The sequence below is a fragment of the Bradyrhizobium sp. Leaf396 genome (genome assembly GCF_001424605.1).
Classification (GTDB): domain Bacteria; phylum Pseudomonadota; class Alphaproteobacteria; order Rhizobiales; family Xanthobacteraceae; genus Bradyrhizobium; species Bradyrhizobium japonicum_C.
The window spans coordinates 318,600-337,361 of record NZ_LMQJ01000023.1; the positions used below are offsets into that span (position 1 = coordinate 318,600).

The 18,762-nt window shown below is 64.4% G+C and carries 14 protein-coding genes; 5 read left to right on the forward strand and 9 right to left on the reverse strand.

The features are described 5' to 3' along the window. Window positions 1-12: 12 nt before the first annotated feature. Both ASG57_RS21645 and ASG57_RS21650 read left to right on the forward strand, forming a co-directional pair. A complete protein-coding gene (locus tag ASG57_RS21645; protein WP_156402766.1) occupies window positions 13-474 on the forward strand; it encodes a hypothetical protein in 462 nt (153 codons plus the stop codon). A 137-nt stretch (window positions 475-611) separates the two neighbouring features. After that, on the forward strand, window positions 612-1,559 hold the full coding sequence (locus tag ASG57_RS21650) for a response regulator transcription factor (RefSeq protein ID WP_230646529.1): 948 nt from the start codon (window positions 612-614) through the stop codon (window positions 1,557-1,559). 3 nt (window positions 1,560-1,562) lie between these two features. Here the strand turns inward: ASG57_RS21650 and ASG57_RS21655 are convergent, their stop codons facing one another. The 3 genes from ASG57_RS21655 to ASG57_RS21665 are packed head-to-tail and all read right to left on the reverse strand — an operon-like array spanning window position 1,563 to window position 4,805. Continuing rightward, entirely contained in the window at window positions 1,563-2,348 is a 786-nt protein-coding gene (locus ASG57_RS21655) for a fumarylacetoacetate hydrolase family protein (RefSeq protein ID WP_057197378.1), read from the reverse strand. A 15-nt stretch (window positions 2,349-2,363) separates the two neighbouring features. Beyond that, the gene (locus tag ASG57_RS21660) at window positions 2,364-3,731 is read right to left on the reverse strand and encodes an LLM class flavin-dependent oxidoreductase (protein WP_057197380.1); all 1,368 of its coding nucleotides are present in this window, start codon (window positions 3,729-3,731) and stop codon (window positions 2,364-2,366) included. A gap of 21 nt (window positions 3,732-3,752) precedes the next feature. Then, complete coding sequence (locus ASG57_RS21665; protein ID WP_057197382.1) at window positions 3,753-4,805, reverse strand: Ldh family oxidoreductase; 1,053 nt, start codon at window positions 4,803-4,805, stop codon at window positions 3,753-3,755. Between the two features lie 292 nt (window positions 4,806-5,097). Here ASG57_RS21665 and ASG57_RS21670 point away from each other — a divergent pair, with 292 nt between their 5' ends. Continuing rightward, window positions 5,098-9,204, forward strand: a complete 4,107-nt coding sequence (locus ASG57_RS21670) for a bifunctional diguanylate cyclase/phosphodiesterase (protein WP_024337477.1) — start codon at window positions 5,098-5,100, stop codon at window positions 9,202-9,204. On the opposite strand, the gene ASG57_RS21675 is transcribed toward ASG57_RS21670, so the two are convergent. From ASG57_RS21675 to ASG57_RS21695, 5 genes are all read right to left on the reverse strand, one after another. Continuing rightward, window positions 9,178-9,519: a hypothetical protein gene (locus ASG57_RS21675; protein WP_057197383.1), complete on the reverse strand. Its 342-nt coding sequence runs from the start codon at window positions 9,517-9,519 to the stop codon at window positions 9,178-9,180. The two genes, ASG57_RS21670 and ASG57_RS21675, sit on opposite strands and share 27 nt — an antisense overlap. A gap of 223 nt (window positions 9,520-9,742) precedes the next feature. Further along, window positions 9,743-10,735, reverse strand: a complete 993-nt coding sequence (gene galE / locus ASG57_RS21680; RefSeq protein ID WP_057197385.1) for a UDP-glucose 4-epimerase GalE — start codon at window positions 10,733-10,735, stop codon at window positions 9,743-9,745. Window positions 10,736-10,754: 19 nt separating this feature from the next. Next, window positions 10,755-11,558, reverse strand: a complete 804-nt coding sequence (locus ASG57_RS21685) for a WecB/TagA/CpsF family glycosyltransferase (protein ID WP_057197387.1) — start codon at window positions 11,556-11,558, stop codon at window positions 10,755-10,757. Then, window positions 11,551-13,923: a Wzz/FepE/Etk N-terminal domain-containing protein gene (locus ASG57_RS21690; protein ID WP_057197389.1), complete on the reverse strand. Its 2,373-nt coding sequence runs from the start codon at window positions 13,921-13,923 to the stop codon at window positions 11,551-11,553. Before ASG57_RS21690 ends, ASG57_RS21685 begins: the two co-directional genes overlap by 8 nt. Before the next feature lie 279 nt (window positions 13,924-14,202). After that, window positions 14,203-15,003, reverse strand: a complete 801-nt coding sequence (locus tag ASG57_RS21695; protein ID WP_057197391.1) for a class I SAM-dependent methyltransferase — start codon at window positions 15,001-15,003, stop codon at window positions 14,203-14,205. Between the two features lie 382 nt (window positions 15,004-15,385). On the opposite strand from ASG57_RS21695, the gene ASG57_RS21700 reads away from it, so the two are divergent. Further along, complete coding sequence (locus ASG57_RS21700) at window positions 15,386-16,414, forward strand: glycosyltransferase family 2 protein (RefSeq protein ID WP_024337483.1); 1,029 nt, start codon at window positions 15,386-15,388, stop codon at window positions 16,412-16,414. A gap of 12 nt (window positions 16,415-16,426) precedes the next feature. Here the strand turns inward: ASG57_RS21700 and ASG57_RS21705 are convergent, their stop codons facing one another. Further along, complete coding sequence (locus ASG57_RS21705) at window positions 16,427-17,413, reverse strand: glycosyltransferase (RefSeq protein ID WP_057197393.1); 987 nt, start codon at window positions 17,411-17,413, stop codon at window positions 16,427-16,429. A gap of 242 nt (window positions 17,414-17,655) precedes the next feature. On the opposite strand from ASG57_RS21705, the gene ASG57_RS21710 reads away from it, so the two are divergent. Beyond that, entirely contained in the window at window positions 17,656-18,759 is a 1,104-nt protein-coding gene (locus ASG57_RS21710) for a glycosyltransferase (RefSeq protein ID WP_024337485.1), read from the forward strand. Window positions 18,760-18,762 lie beyond the last annotated feature (3 nt).

The window sequence follows — 18,762 nt, forward strand, 5'->3', positions numbered from 1 at the left end:
GCTGCGGCCGATATGCTCGTGCCGATCGTCGAGCAAAGCCGCGCGCGTCTTGGCGGGATCAGCGAGGCCGTCTGGTCGGATCCCTACATCACTGGTCTTGTCGTTATGCTTATTAGCGTCGTCGCAAGGGTCGAGGGTGGAGAGTTCTCTGAACGTGCGCTCTTCCGTATTCAACACGGAGCTTGGCACGATATTACGTCCGTTCGAGATAGCGGGATTGCGGAGCGTTTCATGCTGTTGAACAAGGGCCGCGATCGTGACTTCGAGCTAGGCTGTCACAATGCGGCGGCGTTCGCTCTCGTTTTGTTCAGTACGAAAGAAATGCTGGAAGGAGCGGGTGTGCCGCTCGTCGATACTTTGCTTGATAGTCCGGTGGCGCAACGGGAGGATGTTCGAGAGGCATGGTCGCAATGCTTCGATGCCTATATTTGTGCGCGCGCGAATGACCCGGTCGGCTGTCGCGATCAGCTGTGACGTCGGGCCGCTGCTGACTTTGAATAACTGTGAGTTGTGCATGGTGGGCAGATATGATAAATGCAAACATTATTTCATTCAAAGCTACCAAGAAAATTTTAGATCAGGCGGGGTAATCATTACAAGAGGGTAGCATCGTGCGTAATTTGTTGCATTTGAGTTCGCAGCCTTCCCTGCGGTCACTTTCAGAAAGCCATTTGATTGCGCCACCGTCAGGCGATGGCGGAGCCGATGATGATGATGCCGTCGGTCACTTTGCGGAGGAGGTATGCTTCTCTGCGCCGATTGAGATTCCGCTCTCTCCTGCGTCGAGCTCGCGGCAGCTCATTCGGGGCTCGAAAAGGGTGCGTGGTGGCGATCCGTTCTCGGACGAGTCGCCGGAAGCGGTTGAGCGCGGCGCTCCCAATGGATTCGACTTCGAGCAGCCGGAAGCCACGATTGCCTCGAAGCTGAAGCCTACGATCGTGGTGATTCATCCACGTGCCGTATTTCGAGATTGTTTCGCCCGCTGCCTCGAGGTTTCATACCAGGATCATCACGTCTATTCGTTTGCGAGCGTAGAGGACTGGCGTGGTTCTACGGAGCCGCTGGCTTCGGCGCCGGCAGTCGTCATCATCGTGGTTGAGTCCGGAGACGCATCGAGCTTGAATGATCTCCAGAGTCTGGATAGCGCGACCGGCAAAACGTCCTTTGTTGTCGTGTCGGACGTAGATGATGTCGATCACATTGTTCGAACCTTGAAGCGTGGAGCGCGTGGATACATCCCCAGCAATCTCCCGTTCAATGTCGCCGTGGAAGCGGTGCGGCTGGTCGAGGCCGGAGGGATCTTCGTTCCCGCGAGCAGCTTCGTTGATCGTGAGCCACCGCCTGCCCCGGTCAAGCCGCAAGTAACGCTTACAGAACGACAGACCGCCGTTCTCGAGGCAATCCGTCATGGCAAAGCCAATAAGCAGATTGCCTATGAGCTCAACATGAGCGAGCATACGGTCAAGGTCCACCTCCGCCATATCATGCGGAAGCTGAAGGTCCGTAACCGGACCGAGGCAGCCATCTTGCCCAAGAGCCTCATTTCGTCGAAGGACTAGCGCCTACCGCCCCTCCCGCACGAACCTGTTCCGCAGCGTGCCAACGCCTGTGATCTCGACCTCCACGACGTCGCCGTGCTTGATATCCGGCGAGGCGCCGTCGGTACCCATCCAGATCACATCGCCGGGCCAGAGCGTAAAGTACTTGGTCAGCTCGACCAGGAAGGGCACCACGCCGAAGATCATGTCGTTGGTGTGGAAGCGGTTGGTCTCGCGGCCGTTGACCCGGACGATGGTCTCCATCTTGTCGAGATCGGCGTCCGTCTCGATCCACGGGCCCATCGGCTTGAACGTATCGGCGTTCTTCGAGCGCCACAGGCCGCGATCCGCCTTCTGCCAGTTGCGTTCGCTGACGTCGTTGCCGATGGTGTAGCCGAACACGCAATCCATCGCATTCGCTTCGGTGAGATGCTTGACCTTCTTGCCGATCACCACGACAAGCTCGCCTTCATAGTGGATCTTGTCCGTCGCGAAGGAGGGGATCACGACGTCCTCGCCATGGGCGATCAGCGCGTTCTGTGCGCGATAGCCGATCTCGGGACGGTCGGGGACTGCCGGCACCTCGCCGCGCTTGTCCGCGGCCTCCTTCAGGTGCCTGAGGTAATTCAGCCCGACGCAATAGAAGGTTCGCGGGATCAGTGGCAGCTCGATCTTCACCTGGGACAGCGGAAGGATGCGCGACGTGCGCCGCCATTCGCCGAAGGGATCACCGTCAACAGCGACGACCTGCTCGCCTTCGATAATTCCCCAGGAGGTCCTGCCCGAGGCGGTGAACTTCAACCAGCGCATGCTCTGTACTCCCGGTCATTCCGCCGCTTCGGGCGGCTGCACCTTCCAGGCGCCGGCGGCCGGGCGCCTGAGCCCGAGATTCTCGCGCAGCGTCCTGCCGCGATAGTCCTCTTGGAACAGCCCGCGCCGTTGCAGTTCCGGCACGACGTGTCGCACGAAGTCCGCGTAGGAGCCGGGCACATGGGTTGCGGCAATGACAAAGCCATCGCAGCCGCGCTCGACGAACATCTCCTCCAGCCTGTCCGCGATCTCCCTTGGGCCGCCGACCATGGCGTCCTGGACCTGGCCGCGGCCGGAGAAGGTGACGAAGTCGCGTGCGCTCGGATTGCTCTTGCCCGAACTCTTCAGCACGCCGTCGCGGATACCCAGAATGCCCTGCATGCTCTTCAGTTCTTCCGTCGTCAGCGGCTCGTCGAGACCCTTGGAGGCGAAGTCATAGTTGAGCGCTTCGGCGAGCAGCGACAGCGCGTCGATCTCGAGCGGCAGCTTGTTGATCAACGCCATCTTGTCCTCGGCTTCAGCCTTTGTCGCGGCGCAGACCGGCGTCGTCAAGTTGCAGAGGAACATCTGGTCGGGATCGCGTCCGGCCTTTGCGGCTTCGTTGCGCACGGACGCATAGCCTTCCTTGGCGGCGGTGAGATTACGCGCGGCCGTGAAGATCACCTCGCCCCATCGCCCGGCGAAGCGCTGACCGCGGCCGGAAGCGCCGGCCTGGATGATTACAGGATGGCCCTGCTGCGAACGCGGGACGGTGAACGGTCCGCGCGACTTGAAGGCCTGTCCCCTGTGGTCGAGCCGCTTCACCTTGGCGGGATCGGCGAAGCGGCCGCTTGTCTTGTCCATGATCAGCGCGCCGTCTTCCCAGGTGTCCCAATGGCCGAGCACGACTTCCATGAACTCATCGGCGCGGTCGTAGCGGGAATCATGTTCGGGATGGGAATCCCGGCCCATGTTGAGGGCTTCGCCGTCGTTCAGCGAAGTGACGACATTCCATCCGGCGCGTCCACCCGACATCAGGTCGAGCGTTGCAAAGCGCCGGGCCACGTCGAAGGGCTCGTAATAGGTGGTCGAGCAGGTGGCACCCAAGCCGAGCTTCTCGGTGACCATGCCCATCGTGGTCAGCACGATCAGCGGGTCCATCTTCACGCAGCGGATGCCGTATTCGACGGTGTGGGCGTGGTCGTTGCCGTAGCGGTCCGGCATCGCCAGGCGATCGTCGAAGAAGGCCATGTGGAACTTGCCGGCTTCGAGAATTCTGGCGATCTCCTGATAATAGTCCGCCGACATCGAGTCGTTGCGGGAGTCGGGATGTCGCCAGGAACTCGGCAGGTTCGTGCAGTTCTGCGCCTGAAGGAAGCCGACGAGGACCATCTGCCGATTCATGCTGCTGCTCTCCTGATGACGTCAGGCCAGATCGAGGACGGTGTCGAGCCTGTATTCGCACGCCAGCGCGCGCAGCCTTTCCCAGGTGGCATCCTCGATCTCAATGCCGTCGCGCAGGCGCTGCTGCTGGCGCAGCCCTTCGATCTCACCGGGGTAGAACACGCCGTTGCTGTCTTCGGACGGCGGCGTCGATTTCAGATAACGTGCGAATTCCGCGACCTCGCGCTTGAACTCCTTCAGCGGTCTGAATGCTGCGACATTGAAGACCGCCATGAAGCATCCGTCGTTGTGTCGCCCCGTCGGCTCGACCCCGAAGCCGAGACCGGTGAGCAGGCCGCAGAGCACCTCGACCATGGCTGCAAGCCCGCTGCCCTTGTAGCCCTCGGTACCGCCGAGCGGCAGCAGCGCGCCGCCCTTGCGGTATTGCGTGGGATCGGTGGTGTGCCGCCCCTCGGCGTCGATGATCCATCCGGTGGGGATTTCCTGGCCACGGGCGACCGCGAGCTGGATCTTGCCGGCAGCCACCGCCGAGGTCGCCATGTCCAGACAGAACGGCGTATCGAGATCGGACGGCACCGCGATCGAAATCGGATTGGTGCCGAGCCGCGCCTCCTTGCCGCCGAACGGCGCCACGTGCTTCGGCGAACGGCCGGAGTCCGCCGTCGCAATCCCGATCATGCCCTCGCGCATCGCCATCAGCGGGTAGGCCGCCAGGCGCCCGACATGGCTCTGTCGGAACACGGTGCAAGCGGCGACGTTGGCCGTCTTCGCCTTCTCGATCGTCAGCGCCATCGCCCTGGCGTTGACATGGAAGCCAAAACCCCAATGGCCGTCGATCACGGTCGTGGTCGGGGATTCCTGAACGATGGTCCACTTGGCGCCGGGAACGATGTGGCCGGCCTTGATGCGGTCGATATAGGTGGGAACGGCGATCACCCCGTGGGAATCATGGCCGGCGAGATTGGCGTTGACGCAGCCGATGGCGACGGCGTCGGCTTCCTCCTCCGAAGCGCCGGCGGCGCGGAGCAGCGCGGCGCTGATGCGCCTCAGGCGATCGGCTTTGACGATCGGCATGGCGTTCCCTCGGATTTGGCCCCTAACAGGCTGCTCGTTGGTCGCATCGTCTCAAAGCGCCGCCGCGATATCAATCTCCCGTAAACCAATACAGGGCTGCAATTTCGTGGAGAGGACGCACCCTTTGTCGAAGATTCGTCCCGCATGGCGGCATTTTCGACAGTTTGGCGCCCCTCATTCGTAGCTCATTCACTTTGATGGATGGTTTGCAGCGCGCAATAACGACCACTTAGGCGATCACCGTTGATAAAGGCACCGGGAGAAATAGGCAGAATGCCCGGGAGCTGAGATCGTGCCGACGACACTCGCGCGCACCTTTGCGGCGTTGAGCGCCATTAACGAAGCGATCCTCTATGCGAAATCGCCCGACGAGCTGTACCAGAAGGTCTGCGACGCCGGGTTTTCGAGTGGGGACTTCTTGGGCGTCGCCGTGTTCCTGGTGGGACCGGACGGCCGCCGGCTGCATTTTGCGGCGGGCTGCGGCGACGACGTTGAACGGCTGCGCTCCATCGGGATCACGACGGAAGCCGGTACCCCTGAAGGCTCGGGCGTCGGCGGTGAGGCCTTTCGCGAGCAGAAGCTATGCGTCTCCAACGACTATCTGAGCGATCCGCGCTCGCTGGCGTGGCGCGAGAGCGCCGCCAAGGCCCACATCGGTGCGGCTGCGGCGCTGCCGCTGCTTTGCGACGGCAAGAGCGTCGGCGTATTGTACGTGACGAGCGGAGAGGCCAATTCGCTGAACGAGCAGATGGTGTCGCTGTTCGAGCGCATGTCGGCGAACATTTCCTATGCGCTGGACAATTTTGCGCGCGAGACCGCGCGGCAGGTCAGCGAGCAGGCGACACGGCGGCTCAACCGCATGTTCGGCGCCATCAGCGCCACCAACGAGGCCATCCTCCGCGCGAAGACCGAGCAGGAGCTGTATCAGCTCGTGTGCGACGCCTCCGTCCACAGCGGCAAGTCGCTGGCGACCATCGTGCTGCTACGTGAGCCGGATTCACACTGGATGGTTCCGGTCGCGGCCACGGGGCAGAACCTCGAGCTGGTCACCCAGGCGCGCTATTCGGTCGACCCGGACAATCCCTACGGCAAGGGCATCTCCGGCGAGGTGTTTCGGACCCAGAAGGCCATCGTCGAGGAGGATCTCGCAAGCCGCACCAGGGGCACGCCGTGGGAGCAGGCCAAGGTCAACACCGGCGTTGCCGCCTGCGTGATTGCGCCGCTGATCAAACGCGGCGCAAGCGTCGGCGTCCTGCAGTTCTTCGTCAGCCGCTCCTGGGTCAAGGACGAGGAGATCGTCGCGCTATTGCTGCGCATGGCGGAGAACGTCTCTTTCGCGATCGAGAATTTCGGCCGCGAGGCCGAGAAAGCCAGCATCGCTGCGGGAGAAGAACGCCTGGCGCGAATGTATGCGGCACTCAGCGCCACCAACGAGGCGATCCTGCGCGCTGGGTCGCGGACCGAGCTGTTCGATCTCGTGTGCGAGGCGACGGCCAAGGGAGCCAAGTTCACCTCCGCCACCATCGCGCTCGCCGACCATCACGCTGAGCTGCTTCGCGTCGTTGCTTCCTACGGGCCGAATGCGGATCAGGTCCGCAACTTCACGTTCTCCACCTCCGACCGGGTTCCCGAAGGGCGCGGGCTGACGGGCACCGCGTTCCGCAGCCGGCAGCCCGCCGTCAGCAACGACGTGCTCGCCGATGACCGCATGGCGCCGTGGCAGGCCAGCGCCCACCGCAACGGCATCGCGTCCTCCGCGGCACTGCCGCTGCTCAACGGCGACCGCGTGGAGGGCGTCTTCCTGTTCAACTCTCCGGAGCGCGGCACCTTCACGCCCGAGCTCGTCGAGCTGCTGCGCAAGCTCCAGGCCAATGTCGCCTTCGCGCTCGAGAGTTTCGACCGCGCCGACGAGAAGGCGCGAGCGGACAAGCAGCGCAATCGTCTGAGCGGCATGTTCGAGGCGCTGAGCGCAACCAATGAAGCCATCATGCGCGCCAAGACGCGCGAGGAATTGTTCGAGGCCGCCTGCCAGGCGGCTGTGCTCGGCGACCTCTTCGCCTCGGCGACGATCGGCATCATCGATGACGAACTTCAGGTCGTTCGCGTCGTCGCCGTCAAGGGGCGCCTGCAGGAGCGCATGATCGGACGTACCTGCAGCATTTCCGCCGGCCATCCCGAGGGCGAAGGCATCATCGGCACCTCGCTGCGGACGCGCCAACCCAGTGTCATGAACGACTATCTGAACGAGCCGAGCTCCGCGCACTGGCGCACAAAGGCCGTCGAGGATGGAACGCGGGCTGCGGCGAGCTTCCCGCTGCTCAGGGGAGGACAGGAACCGGTCGGCATTCTGCTCTTCCTCGCGCTGGAAGAGAACACGTTCACGCCCGATCTGGTCGCGCTGCTCGGGCGATTGGCGGAAAACGTCTCCTTCGCACTCGACAACTTCGAGCGCGCCGAGGAGAAGGCCCGCACCGAAGCGCAGAAGGAACGCCTGACGCGCATGTTCGCGTCTTTGAGTGCGACCAACGAGGCGATCATGCGGGCGAAGTCGCGCGCCGAGCTGTTCGACCTCGTCTGCCTTGCAGCATCCAACGGCGCCAAGTTCACCTCGACCACGATTGCGCTGGCCAGGGCCGGCACGGATCAGCTCGAGATCGTCGCCACCGCCGGTCCGTCCGCCGACACCACGCGCAACGTCCGTCTCTCCATCGATCCCGAGCGGCCGGAAGGGCGCGGGATGAGCGGAACGGCGTTCCGCACGCGGCAGCCCTGCATCAGCAACGATTATCTCAACGACGACCGCGTCCGTGTCTTCCATGCCATCGTCCGTGGAGACGGAGCGCGGTCGGGCGCCGCCTTCCCGCTCATCGTGCACGATCAGGCCGTCGGCGTGATGATCTACATGTCGACCGAACCGGCCACCTTCACGCCTGAGTTCGTCGAGCTGTTGCAGCGCCTTGCGGAAAACGTCTCCTTCGCCATGGAGAATTTCGACCGCGCCGACGCGAAGAAGGATGCCGACGAGCGGATCGAGTACCTCGCATCGCATGACAGCCTGACCGACCTGCCGAACCGCGAGACCTTCAACGGGCTGTTGCGTGACGCGATCGATGCGGCGCAGCGCCGCGATCACCGCTTCGCGGTGCTCTTCATCGATCTCGACCGGTTCAAGGTCATCAACGATTCCCTGGGTCACGAGGCCGGCGACCTGCTCCTGCTCGAAGTGGCGAACCGCTTGCGTGGTGCGCTGCGGACCAGTGACGTGGTGGCGCGGCTCGGCGGCGATGAGTTCGTCGTGATTCTCGACCAGTGCGGGGAGATCGACGCCGTTCAGCGCATCGCGACCGAGCTGCTCGCCGTGCTTGCCGAGCCCATGGAACTGGCGGGTCACGAGTGCCACACCACGGCCTCGATCGGCATCGCCATGTATCCGGCGAACGGCTCCGACGCGCAGACGCTGACCAAGAATGCCGACATGGCGATGTACCTCGCCAAGGAGGACGGCAAGAACGGCTATCGATTCTTCTCCAATGAAGTGAAGACGCAGTCGATCGAGCGGCTGTCGCTCGAGAGCGCGCTGCGGCGCGCGCTCGAGCGCGAGCAGTTCTCGCTGAATTACCAGCCCAAGGTGGACATGGAGACGGGTCAGATCACCGGCGTCGAAGCGCTGCTGCGCTGGACCCATCCGGATCTCGGCAGCATCTCGCCCGCCCAGTTCATTCCGCTTGCGGAGGAAACCGGGCTGATCGTGCCGATCGGCCGCTGGGTGCTGAATGAGGCCTGCGCGCAGGCCATGGCCTGGCAGCGCCGCGGCCTGCTGCCGCTGTCCATGGCCGTCAACCTGTCGCCGCGGCAGTTCGCGGACGAGCATCTGTTGCAGGACGTCGATGAGGCGCTGGCCGCCTCCGGGATGTCGCCGGTCCTGCTCCAGCTGGAGGTCACCGAGAGCATGATGATGCGCAATGTCGGGCGCGCGCTCAAGGTGCTCGACTCCATCCAGAGCCGCGGCATCCGTCTTGCCATTGACGATTTCGGCACCGGCTATTCGTCGATGTCGCTGATGAAGCACTTTCCGATCGACACCATCAAGATCGACCGCTCCTTCGTGCGCGATCTGCCGCAGGATTCGGAGGACCAGGCGATCGCGCAGGCGATCATCAGCATGGGTAAGGCACTTGGCATGACCGTCGTCGCCGAAGGCGTCGAGAATGCCGAGCAGGAGACGTTCCTGCGGACCCATGGCTGCGACGAGATGCAGGGCTTCCTCGTCTCCAAGCCGCTGCCGGCGCGGCAGATGGCCGAGCTGCTCCGGCCGATGGTGCTGCCGGTCGCGCCCCCGCTCCAGCCGGAGTCTGCCGACGAAGGCGCAGCGTCACGGCTGAAACGCGCTGTCGTCTGACGGCTGCGGGTGCAGCTCACGAGACTCTGCAGCCTCGCTCTCCACCTTGCGCGGAAAGTCGTCCGGCCACGGTAGCGAGGTCTGTTTCTCGAACAGCGCAAGAAGTAGGGACGCCCCGCCTGCAAAGGTCGATCCGTCGTCGAGGCCGAGCGTGCGCGACCATGCCCTTGGCATCGGCTGGTGCGCGTCGCGTACTGCGATCGCGGGTCCCCACCACCAGGCCGGTGCCGGCGACCGTTCGTTGTCGGGCACGGCGAGCCAGCGGGCGAACTCGTTCACCACGCGCTCGAATTGCAGGCTTGCGGCCTGGTGCATTCGCTCCGTGCTCCTTGTCGCGCCTGAAAGCAGGCCGATGCGCGCACTCGGTCGTGATCTCGAAGCTCTGAAGAACGGCGCGTCGCGCAGCCACGTATGCCGCTCCATCGGCGGCCATATCACCATCACCCGGTGGCCGGACAAGCGGCGACGCGGGTTTCTATCGTCTCTTCGTTCTCTTTAGCGGCTTAACGTCTCCGCCGGCAAGGTCCAATGCGGTTGCCTAACGCGATCTGAACGGATGCGCCTTCTGGTGCCAGGCCCAGGCGGTCCGGATGATCGTCGGCAGGTCGGAGTGGCGCGGCACGAAGTTCAGCACCTTTCTGGCGGCGGAGGGATCTGCGACCAGATAGGTGGGATCGCCCGCGCGTCGGGGCTTGACGGTGTGCGGCACCTCGCGCCCGGTCTCCTGCCTGATGGCGTCGAGGATCTCGCGTACCGAAAAGCCGGAACCGGTGCCGAGATTGAAGCTGGCGCCGGCATGTCCTTGCTCCAGAAGCTTCAGCGCCGCGACATGTGCCGCCGCGAGGTCGGTGACGTGGATGTAGTCGCGGATCGCGGTGCCGTCGGGCGTGTCGTAGTCGTCGCCGAACACGGCGAAGTCGACATGCCCCTGAAGCGCCATCATCGCCCGCGGAATGAGGTGGGTTTCATTGTCGCGCAATTCGCCGATGCCGCCGCCCGGATCGGCGCCGCTGGCATTGAAATAGCGCAGGCAGAACGCGCCGAAGCCATAAGCCGTGCGGTAGTCGGCGAGCATGCGCTCGATCATCAGCTTCGATGCGCCATACGGATTGATCGGCGTGCAGGGGAAGTCCTCCGGCAGTTCCTTGGAATCGGCATTGCCGTAGACGGCGCCGGTCGAGGAGAACACGATGCGATGGCAACCGGCGTTGCGCATCGCCTGCAACAGCGAGAGTGTGCCCTGGACGTTGTTGATGTAGTACTTCTGCGGGTCGGTCATGGACTCCCCGACGAGACTCGCCGCCGCGAAATGCATGACCGCCGTGATCCTGTGGTCGGCGAAGGCGCGCGCCAGCATCGCGCCGTCGAGCAGGTCGCCCGCCACAAGCGGGCCGTCTACGAAGCTGCGATGACCTGTCGAAAGATTGTCGTAAACGACGGGCTGATAGCCGGCGGCGGTCAATGCGCGGCACGCATGCGAGCCAATGTAGCCTGCGCCCCCGGTGACGAGGACGGTCGGTCGGTCGGTCATGTCGTCTTCTGCTCTTCTCTTAGCGGAGGGGGCGGTTGCGGCTGAAGAGAAGATAGAGCGCGCGGGGGTTGGTGGTCAAATAGCGCCAGAACAGGCGGCGCGGCTCGAGCAAGGTGCGCCAGGCCCATTCGAGTCCGATCTTCTGCATCCATTGCGGCGCGCGGGAACGGCTTCCGGACAAGAAGTTGAACAGACCGCCGGATGTCTTGATGACGCCAACATTGCTCAGGTGCGGCGTGAACTCCTTCACGAATGCCTGCTCGTTGGGCACGCCGAGCGCGACCCACAGATAGTCCGGCGCCAGGGCGTTGATCTCCTCGATCTTCGCACGCAACGCTTCGCCTCGCAGATAGCCGTGGCTGCGCCCGACGATCTTGAGGCGCGGATACATTTTCTGGACGTTCTCGACCGCCGCGGCGTTCTCGGCCTCGCTTGCACCGAACATATAGAATGTGCGGCCGACCGCTTCTGCCTTGCGCGCGACGACGTGGAACAGGTCGGTGGTCGCAACGCGCTCCGGCAGCGGGAACCAGGATTGCAGCTTCGAGGCCGCGACCAGTGGCTGACCGTCGGCGTTGATCAGGTCGGCGGCGCGGAACAGGTACTCGGTCTGCGGCTCGGTCGAACAGCGCGCCAGCACCTCCCCGTTGGCTGAGGTCAGAAACAGCGGACGGCCGATGCGATTTTCAGGGTCGGTTGCCTCGATCATGAAATCGGCGGTGGCTTCCAGGTCGAGCGCTGCCAAGCGAAGCCCGCCGAGGGTGATCCTCGGCACGTCGGCAGTTGCTGCCCGTCCGTCGAGGTTGACGCGGCGCTCAAGCATATTGTTTGCCTCGCTGGCGCGTTTGGATTTCAGGGGCGAGCTCGTCGAGCACGACCCCAACGAGCTTGCGCTCGGCGGGACCGAGCGCGGCGAGGATCTCCTCGAGGCTGTCGTTGATGTCGAGATCGGTCGGCAGCACGGCCACCAGCGAGTCCGTGTCGTCGAGGAGCTTGCGGCCGCCGGCCGAGAGCGGCATCGCCGGGCCGTCGAGGATCACGAGATCATACCCGGCCGCAGAGCGAGCCTGCGTGATCGCCTTGCGGATCGCCGCAGCCGCCTTTCCGGCGTCGGCTTCCGCGGCCGGCAGCACCGAGACACCGTTGACCGTTTTGATCTCGCGTGCGGCCTTGCTGCCGATCGAGAGCCAGCCGAGCTTGCTCGGTTCGGTCCTGCCCAAACGGATCACCTTGTTCGAGAGGGATCGGGCCTGATGGTCGGCATCGATCATCAGCACGCGGGCACCGTCGCGAGCAGCTGCCAGGGCGAAATTCAGTGCGATCACGCTCCGCCCGCTGCTCTCGCCGGGACTGACGAGCGCGATCACCGGCATCGCCTTGCCGCCGGCGCGCCGGGACGCAGCTTCGCGCATGTCCCGCCAGGCGTTGAGCAGCGCGGTCAGGGCAAAGCCGGGACGGAGCGTCGGCCAACCCAAGCGCGTGAGATCGACGGACTGGCCCGTTGCGAGTATTGCGCCGAGCGTGTGGATGACGTCGGCCTCCTGGAAGCGTGCGATCAGCGGTTTTTCGATCACGGGCCTCTCGAACATCGAAGGCTGCAGCGGAGGCGCGGCAAGTTCCGGCGGAGCCTGCGCAACTTCCGGGGCGCGCGAAATCGGCTGCGGCTGGGTGAGCTCGGCGGTCCGTGGAGGCTCTGCAGCCGTCGGGGGCTGCGGGGCGGGCGTGCGCTCGCGGCGGGCCGGTGAGGGCGCCGGTGTGGTGGCGCCGACGAGCAGGAGCTCGGCTGCAGCGAACCAGCCTGACGCTGCGATCGCGCCGAAGATGAAGCCGATCATGGCGAACAAGCTCATTGCCGGCGGGAACGAGCGCCGCTGCGGCACCGTCGCCTCGCCGATGACGCGGGCTGCCGAAGTGTTCAGGCTCTCCTGCTCCTCCGTCTCGCGGGAGCGCTTGAGAAAGGATTGATAGACGTCGCGGCTGGCATCGACCTCGCGTTCGAGCTCGCGCAGGCGCACGGCGGCCTGGCTGAGCTGGACGCTCTGCCGCTTCTGCGCTTCCAGCGCCCGATTGAGCGAGGCTTCGAAATCGCGGGCGCGCGTCAAATCGTTCTTGGCGGCCTGGGTGAAGCGGTCGATCTCTTCGTTGATGGTGCGCTTGAGGTCTTCGACCTGCTTCTCGGTCTGGCGCAGCGCCGGATGGCGCGGCCCGAGCTCGCTGGCCTGCTCCGCATATTTCTTGCGCGCATCGGCATATTGCGCGCGCAGATTCGCTATCGTCGGCGATTGCAGCGCCTCGGGGATCGCACCTGCATCGGCGGCCGTGCGCCGGCTCGCCTCGATCTGGTCGAGCCGTGCTTGCGCATCCATGGTTGCCGCACGGGCCGCGGAGAGCCGCTGGTTGCTGGCGGAGAGCTGCTGATCGCTGATCAGCGCATCCTGGGTGCCGACGAAATTGTTCTGGGCCTTGTAGGTGGCGAGCGCAGTCTCTGCGTTGCGCAGCCGGTCGCGCAGCTCCTTCAGGCGGCTGGAGAGATCGTTGGTGGCGCGCCGTGCGGCCGAAGCCTGCGAGTTGCGGGATTCCGCGAGGTAGGCGCTGGTCAGCGTGTTGGCGAGCATCGCCGCTTTGGCGGGGTCCGTCGACCAGACCTCGACATCGACGATGAAGCTCTTCTCGGTCTTGCGGACCGTGATGTGCTTGTTCAACGCGTCGAGTGCGGCGAGCTGCACCTCCTTCTTCTGCGCGGCGGAAGGTGCGCGAGGGTGCAGGCCGATCAGGCCGAGCAGCGACGACGTCAGGCTCGTGCCCTCGCCGCCGCCGAATTCCGGATCCTTCTCGAGGCCGGCCTGCTGGATCACCTGGAGCAACACGCTGTTGGAGGTGATCAGGCGGGCCTGGCTCTCCACCACCATGGACATGCCGGAGACGTCCTGGGCGCGAGGCGTAAGCTCGCGATCGACCAGCTGAAGCTCGCGCGGATCGACATAGAGCTGGGCGGTGGCAGTGTAGCGGGGCGTTATGCTCTTGCCGATGGTGACTGCAAGTGTCGCTCCGAGCAGGGCGGCCGCTGTGATCGCCACCTTTCGCCGCCACAGCAGATTGGCAAGCTCCAGCACGTTGAAGCCGGCCTGAGGCTTCCGCTGCGTGGCCTCCGGTGCGGCCCGATCGATCGGCTGGCTATAGTCAAGCATGATCCCCAGCTTTCATTCCAATTGCCGCGGGCTGAGGGGTTATTCTTCGCTTTACGCCACGCACCCGGGATATGGGTGCCCAATCAACGCAACAGGGAAAATTAACCATACTCATCTGGGGACTATTCACCGAAATGGCAAACAAAGCGTTTAAGCGCATGCCGCTGTTCGAAGCGTCGCCGAGACGCCGAGTTCCCCGGGAGATTAACGGTTCGTTGCTGCCCGCAGCGTGCCCGCGAAGCGTCGCGGGTCGGGCGATCGGCCGCGCGTGCATCGCTTTCAGCTCTTCCGCAGGATGACGTGATAGTCACCGCGTCGGACGTCGGTGCCGCTCGGGAGCACGGCGTTCAGCACCGCGGCGCCGGCGTCGACGAGGGCCGCGAACAGCGGCTTGCGCCGGCGCATCTCGGGATAGCGCGGGCTTTCGACCTCGCGGCGATAGATCATCTCCAGGCCGTTGGCGGCCGCGAATGCTTCGAGCCGGGGCAGCGTCACCAGCGGATGAAAGAACGTCGGGAACGGCGGTTCGCCGGGCAGGCCGGCATCCTTGATGCCGCGGATGTGCCGGTAGAACCAGACGTGAAACCAGTGCGGCGAATATTTGGTGACGACACCGGAAAGCGAACGCGGATTGGGTGCGCCGATCAGGATCATCCCGCCGCGCTTGAGCGCGTCGCGGAAGTTCAGGAGCGCCGTGTCGACGTTCGGCAGATGCTCGATCACGTTGTAGCAGATCACGAGATCGAAGGTCTCGCGCCCGAAGCGGTAGGTCTGGATGTCGCCCAGGATCGCCTCGTCGGCGTAGGTGTTGTTGCGGACCTGATCCTCGTCGATGTCCACGACGGTGACTTTGCTGCGGTTCAGCAATTCGGGGGGCAGAACGCTGCACGAGCCGCCGCCCGCTTCATAGATGGCGAGCTGGTCACGCGGCAGCTCGCGGCGCAGAACGTCATGGACAGCGAGCAGGCTGTCGCGGGCTTCGCCGGGGACCAGATCGTGCAACGCCTGGGTGGGTGGAGCCGCGGTGGGGACGTTGATGGCCGTGGCCGTCGCAAAATCGATCGTCGCTGGCTTGTTCATGATTTTCTGACCGCGCTTGTTCTATTCAAATTACAGGAAAAAACTCGATCGCCCGAAGAGCAAATCCGATGCCGCGCCGCCTCACTGCTCGCAGTGCTTACAACCGGGTTAATGCGCATGGCCGTTAACTACGGCATTGTCCATGTTGGGTGTCGTCGGCGCGCTGGACCGTGAATTGCACTAGCACGCGTGCAGCGTTCTGCGGCAGAAACGCGCGAAAACGGTTAAGTGCATGGTGTTGCGCGGAGATGGCTCAGTTCGCCGGCGTGTGCTGTTCATTTTTGGAACGAATCCGTTCTGCGGCGATGTGCCGTTGCGGGACGTACCGGCTTGCGCGATCGAAGCAGGGCTTTCTCAACATATCTCGGACATCTAGAACGTCATGACATTGATCCCGACAGACCTGTCCGCCGCGCGCCTCTCGGATGCCGTGTGCGATTCCAACCGAGAAATCGCGGCGAGCTCCCGCATCATTGATCTGTCGGTCGGCATCGTCGTCTGCATCCCGTGCTTCCGCCGCCCGCAGCACCTGCGGCTGACGCTGGAATCGCTTGCGAACCAGCGTACGCCGCGTTCCTTTGCCGTTGTCATGGTCGAGAACGACGCCGCGCGGCGCGAGAGCGCGCCGGTCGCCGCAGAGTTTCTGGCTGACGGCAGGCTCCAGGGTGTCTGCCTCGTCGAGAAGCGGCAGGGCAATTGTCACGCGATCAACGCAGCGTTCGAAACGGCGCAGACGCTGTTTCCCGCCGCGACCCGCTTCCTGATGATCGATGACGACGAGATTGCTTCGCCCGACTGGCTCGAGCTGATGGTCCGCACCGCGGAGGCGACCGGCGCCGATGTGGTCGGCGGGCCGGTGTTGCCGGTCTTCGACGACGACAGCAAGCCCTGGCTTGCGCGCCATCCCGCCTTCTGTCCGACCTACGACTACAGCGGCGCGGTGCCGCTGATCTATGGTTGCGGCAATTGCCTGATCACGCGTGCCGCCTTCGAGCGGTTCGACCGTCCCGCGTTCGATCTTCGCTTCAATTTCCTCGGCGGCGGCGATTGCGATTTCTTCGTGCGGTGCCGTGATGCCGGCCTGCTGTTCCACTGGACGGCGGAGGCGGTCATCACCGAGACGGTGCCGCGGAACCGCACCAGTCTGGGCTGGATCGCAAAGCGCGGCCTGCGCATCGGTGCGATCAATTATCGCGTGCAGTACAAGGCTGCCCGAAGCAGGGCGGCGCGGGCCAGGGTGTTTGTGCAGATGCTCGGACGGGTGCCGCTGTCGCTGGCTCGCGCCGCAGCCTTGCTGACGTCGTCGAAAGCCGTCGTTGCGATGCATCCCGTGATGGTTGCGCTTGGCGCCGCCTTGGCGGCCGTCGGCTTGGAGCAGAAGCCTTATGAGGCCTCGAAGATCGTTTCTTGACGCGACGGCGGACTAGATGCCGAAGCGGGCGAGTGCGACGCGGATCGCCGCGCGTGGCAGGGATCTTGGCGACCGACGGCCGATCATCGCGAGATAGGCAAAGGCGTCGCGATATCTGCCGAAGCGGACTGCCTGCATCGCCGAATAGGTGACGAGGTGAATCTCGGCGGCTCGGCGCAATCCGCTCGCCGCGTCCTCGGGAAGTCTCGCCAGGATCAACCCGTCATCGAAAATCCGCGCAACCGCCGGCAAGAAATCCTGCGGGGTTCGCACCGCTGCGTTCATCGTGTTGGCCGTGTGCAGGCGATAATCGAGCAGAAGCTTCGGCACGAATTCGAACTCGCCGATCGACGCGAGGCGGCACCAGCAATGCCAGTCCTCGCAATATCTGAGCGATACGTCGAAACCGCCGATGGCGCGGAAAGCGTCCGCACGGGTGAGAACGATGCCGCCATTGACGATGAAATTGCCGGCGGCCAGCCGCGACAGCACGTCGCCGGACGGTTTGCGGCGTCCCTTCAGCAACTCGCGCCGGCCGATCTGCCGTCCTTCGGCATCGATCGTGTTGTAGTCGCCGTAGATCAGAACCGCGCGCGGTGCACCGCGCGCTGCCGACAGGAGCGCTGCCACCGCGCCGGGGCGCAGGCGGTCGTCGGCATCGAGGAACAGCAGCCACGCGCCGCTCGCATGCCGGGCGCCGAAATTGCGCGCCGCCGAGACACCGGCCGAGTCGTTGTGGATCAAGCGCAGCCGCGAGTCGCGCACGGCCCGGACGATCGCAACCGTCTCGTCGGTGGAGCCGTCGTCCACGACGATCACCTCGGTCACCTCGCGCTGCGCCAGAGCACTCACGAGGGTTTCGCCGATATAGGCGGCCACGTTCTTGGCGGGAATGACGACCGACACTGATGTGGCCGAGTCGACCTGAAGCGGGAGGCGCGCCGGCGCCGTCGCACGGGGGGCGGCTGGCAGTTCGAGAACGTCTTCGGCGGTGATCAAGCTGCGGCTCGTCTTTAATGATCCGTTAACCAGGACTTGTCCGTCGCGCCGGCAACGCTGGCGACCACAAGTTCGGATCGATCATACTCGCACTGCGCTCAAAGCGGCGCTGCGAAGGCCGGTGCGTCGCCGGTTTCGTAAAATAGCGTTAAGCCGCTGGCATTAAGCCTGTGGCAAATTCGGACGAGTGCGACGGTCGGTGCCATGCGAGAATGCGCATCAGACTGTCGCGGATGGATCCAGTGCCCGCAAAGACCTTCGAACACGACCCCGACGCGATGATCCTGAACCTCTTCTATGAGGACAAGGACGATCGCTGGTTTCCCGGCGACCGGCATCTGCGGCGCATGGCGCGGCGGTTGCTGCTGGGCGAGCCGCGCATGAGCGGCCAGCTTCGCGTGTTCCTCAACCTCTGTGCCGGGCTCGACCGGCTCGGCATTCGCTACCGCGTCAACGATTACGGTCATGTCGCCCGGCATCCCGAGGAACTCGCCTGTATCATCGGCCGTACCTTCCTGCTCGACAAGTTCGCGTGGAAGAACCCGATCCTGCTCGGCGTTGCCGCCCACAATCATCCGCTGGATGACCCCGATCTGTTCAGGCGTCTGCCCGTGAAGAAGGTGGTGGTGCCCGGCCGCTGGTACGTCGACATGTACCGGCCGTATTGGCCCGAGACGGAGGCTTGGCCGGTCGGCATCGACACGGATTTCTGGGCGCCGTCGGAGTCATCGCAGAAGACGATCGATGTCCTGATCTACGACAAGGTTTATTGGGACCGTGAGCGCTACGTGCCGGCGTTGATCGAGCCCCTTCGCGCCCGGCTGCTGAAGGAGGGGCGCTCGTTCACGGAGCTGCGCTATGGCAGCTACAAGGAGGCAGATTATCGGGCCGCGCTGGCGCGTTCGCGCGCGATGATCTTTCTGTGCCAGAGCGAGAGCCAGGGCATCGCCTACCAGCAGGCCTTGTCCTGCGGCGTGCCGGTGTTTGCCTGGGATCCGGGCGGGCCTTGGCGCGACCCCGATTACTATCCGCACCGTGTGAGGTTTGAGCCGGTGTCGTCGGTGCCATACTGGGACGAACGCTGCGGTGCAAAGTTCACCGACATCACGGGCTTCGAGGCGGGTTGGGACAATTTCTGGGCCGGGTGCGCTGCCGGCACCTTCGATCCGCGCGGCTACATCCTGGACAACCTGACCCTGGAGCAACGCGCGCTCCAATACTACGAGATCGCGTGCGGCATCATGCGGCGGCCCGCGGTGGCGAAGGCCTCGGGCGGCGCCGTCGACGGGTGCTCGGCAGGGGCGAGCCAGGGCCTGGAGCTTCTCCGGCATCACCAGATGTCCTGAGCC